Consider the following 3,312-nt stretch of genomic DNA (forward strand, 5'->3'; position numbering starts at 1 on the left):
TTTATGTTCTCTTTACTGAAAACAGAGTGGTTTGCATGGACACACTACCCATTACGTTTTGATCGTAAAAATCAAATGGTTTACGCCTTTCGCACTGATGGTTCTATTATTTCAGTACCTTGGAAGAAAGTATTTTTCACCACGGGACTTGATTACGCTAAAAGTATGAAAAACGACTATTATATTAGTGGGCATGTTCTTGCTGATGATAATAAAACTATTGTTGATACCTTTTGCCTTCCTGCCTCCACCGGTAATTTTGAATTACTAAAATATCATTGGGAATTTATTCGACGTTATATGGAAGAAGGGCCTGAGAATATTATTCAACAAGTTGAATTTTGTTTACCGATAGCCAATAAAAAAGAAAGTTATGGATTCACGTTCTTTTATGTCAGCACGTTATTTAAAGGTATGTTGAAAATTTTAATGCCATTGATGTCTCCAATTATTTTTATTATTAGTATTCCTCGCTATATTGCAATCTTAACCAGTCGCCGTCCTATTTGGCCACAGGAAATAGAAGAGCAGTGCAAAATAGACCCTAATGATCCTTATATCTTAAATGAAAAAACGAATCCTAAAGATCTCTGGAAAGCATTTTATTAAAAGTCACTTTAAGGTATTAAATAATGAAAGGAATTATTCGCATCGGTGATAAGAATAGTAGCGGAGGCTATGTATTATCAGGATCATCTTCTATGATATTTAATGGTATTGGTGTTGCACGTTTAGGTGATGCTGTTTACTGCCCTAAAAAAGGGCATGATAATGTTGTAATAGCTCAAGGTCATCCCACATTTTTAGATGATGGTATTCCTGTTGCTTTCGATGGATATAAATGTAGCTGTGGTTGTACATTAATTTCTTCTCTTTCTAAAGCTAAAGTGAGTCAATAAACTTATGCCTGTTGATTTATCATCTTTACCACCAAAAGCAAAACGCCATTCACTGCCCTCCATAAAAACGTGGGGAAAGTTTTTTGTTTTTTTATTATGTTTTATTAATTTTATTAATTACTTTATCTTTCCTTTTCTTAATATAAAAAAGATATCAGTTTTACAAATATCTTTTTTAACCTTTTTAGTGTGGGTTGGCCTCTGTTTTTTCAGATATTTATTTTATATATTGCATCAATTTATAGCTGATGGGTGGGATAAAAAAAGAGAAGAAGATAGAGATAATCTGATTATCATTGGACAGAGATATATAACCTTATTAAGTCAAACAATGATATTACCTTATCTCGAAAATTGTAAAGATTTATCGACTCAAATAGTGGTTGGTAAATCATCGTTATTACCTTCATATCAATTAGATGGCAATGTTATTTATTGCTCTCAATTTTCTGATATTAAGGAGAATAATGTTACTAGAATAATAAATAGGTTAAATAAATTATTAATAGAACCATCATTAATATCTAAAATATATCAAATTTCTGATGATGCTAAATTTAATATAATAATATCATCTAACTATTCTAATTTTTCAGATGATGAAAAACTAGAGATTGATGAGATATTAGCTCAAAGAATAGAAAGAGCCTATGATGTTAGCTATACAGAAGAGGTAAAAATAGATTTAATTGATAATTGGTTAGATAGCCCTAAATTATTTGATTTTTTACTTGTAATTAATATTTATTCTTTTGATACTCCTATTAATTATCATAGTGAAGTAGCTACTGCACAATTATTTTCTTTTTCTAACTATCATCCAATTAAGGGGATAGCAAAAATTCATCGTCCAGAATTGGTTGAAAATAAAAATATTTTCGACCTATTTAATGAAAAAATTAATACTGTAGCGATATGGAGCGATCTTGATAAAAATAAATTAAAAGATATATGGCTAACAAATTTACAAGATAATCATGAGAATGAAATAAAAATAAAAATTTTATCATCAGATATTAGTCGTCACACTGTATTATACGATATTAATCGTAGTATCGGATATACACATAATGCATCTCCTTGGGTGAATGTTTATATCACTACAACTCAATTAATTAAAGAAAAATCTCCACAACTATTAATTGATAAAAAAATATTTTAATTGTTAATCCATTAAACTAAGCTTTCTTAAAGCTTATTAATATTATAGCGGAGCAAAGGCATGGATATGAGGTTTTTCTATTTTAGAAATATTTTAAAAAAAACATGGGTAATTATACTGCTACTGTTTATTGGTGTAATTTGTTTTTTATTTATCCTGCTATGCTCACTAAATGCCATTGACACAATAAAATATTCTATTCAAGAAAATATTTTTTTAAAAAAAACTTTAATTACAATGGTTATTGTATTTTTTAGTATTGCATTTTTATTTATAATTGCTCGATATATTGGGAAGTTTAACTATAGTAATGCTAGAGGGGAAAATAAAAATATCAAGTCACAGGTCCAGATGGATTATGCTAATACCAGCTTTATAAATAATATTATTGACTATAGTAAAAATTACTACAGCACTTTCTGGCGCAGAAAAATAACAATCCAACTCCTCATCGGCACCTCGACATCTATCGAAAAACTCACTCCTAATCTAACAGCGGACATCTGGCAAGAAAACAATGGGACGTTACTTATCTATGGTGGTGATATCCATCAAAGTATTGATGAAAATTTAATTCAAGATTTAAAACAACTGCGCCGACGTCGTCCGCTCGATGCGGTTATTTGGGTGTCAGAAAATAACTTATCGCAACAACCGCTGGGTCATTCCTTATTTAATTACTTAAATCCGACCAATACAGATACAGCGAGCCGCTATTTCCACCAGCTATTTCGTCAATTACGCTGGCAAGCCCCCATTTGGCTTTGGAATATCAGTAATAACGGTGAAATAACAACAAATGAAGCACCCACAGTCCTTTATTCAGCCCCTTTAAAAGCCACCTCTGAAATGCTTTCCAATGATTTAAAAACGCTTTTACCCGCATTAATGGAACAAGGCACACAAGCTGTCTTGCATAACCAAACACAAACTTACCTATTAGCATTAGCGCGTTTTCTTCAACATGAAGGATGTGAAAAACTCGCCAATACTTTGGCACCGCTTTTATCGGGTTATCGCTCGTTGCCGTTCGCTGGTGTGCTCTTTAGTACGGCTGTTAACAATAATGTGTCTGCAACTTCATCACAAAATAATCAATGGGTATCCAATTCCCATTGGAAAGCACTAATGGCAGCAAATTCACAATTACCCTATCAGTTAAAAGCATCACCTATAGGTCTAAACTCCAAACGTATTTTGCAATATACCGTTGCCACTGCCATGACACTGTGGGGGATTGGTATGGTGGTT

General features: G+C 31.8%; 3 protein-coding genes and 1 pseudogene. All 4 read left to right on the forward strand.

Annotated elements, in window-relative coordinates:
- On the forward strand, window positions 1-609 hold a 609-nt coding region (locus GWI68_RS00455), incomplete at its 5' end, for a DUF6708 domain-containing protein (protein ID WP_347877515.1).
- A 23-nt stretch (window positions 610-632) separates the two neighbouring features.
- The gene (locus GWI68_RS00460) at window positions 633-899 is read left to right on the forward strand and encodes a PAAR domain-containing protein (RefSeq protein WP_109409733.1); all 267 of its coding nucleotides are present in this window, start codon (window positions 633-635) and stop codon (window positions 897-899) included.
- A gap of 4 nt (window positions 900-903) precedes the next feature.
- Window positions 904-2,061: a hypothetical protein gene (locus GWI68_RS00465; protein WP_166539076.1), complete on the forward strand. Its 1,158-nt coding sequence runs from the start codon at window positions 904-906 to the stop codon at window positions 2,059-2,061.
- Window positions 2,062-2,412: 351 nt separating this feature from the next.
- Window positions 2,413-3,312 (forward strand): annotated as a pseudogene (locus GWI68_RS00470) (type VI secretion protein VasK); the annotation flags it as partial.

Origin of the sequence: Proteus sp. G2669 (assembly GCF_009915245.1) — a bacterium.
In the GTDB taxonomy this organism is placed as follows: Bacteria; Pseudomonadota; Gammaproteobacteria; order Enterobacterales; family Enterobacteriaceae; genus Proteus.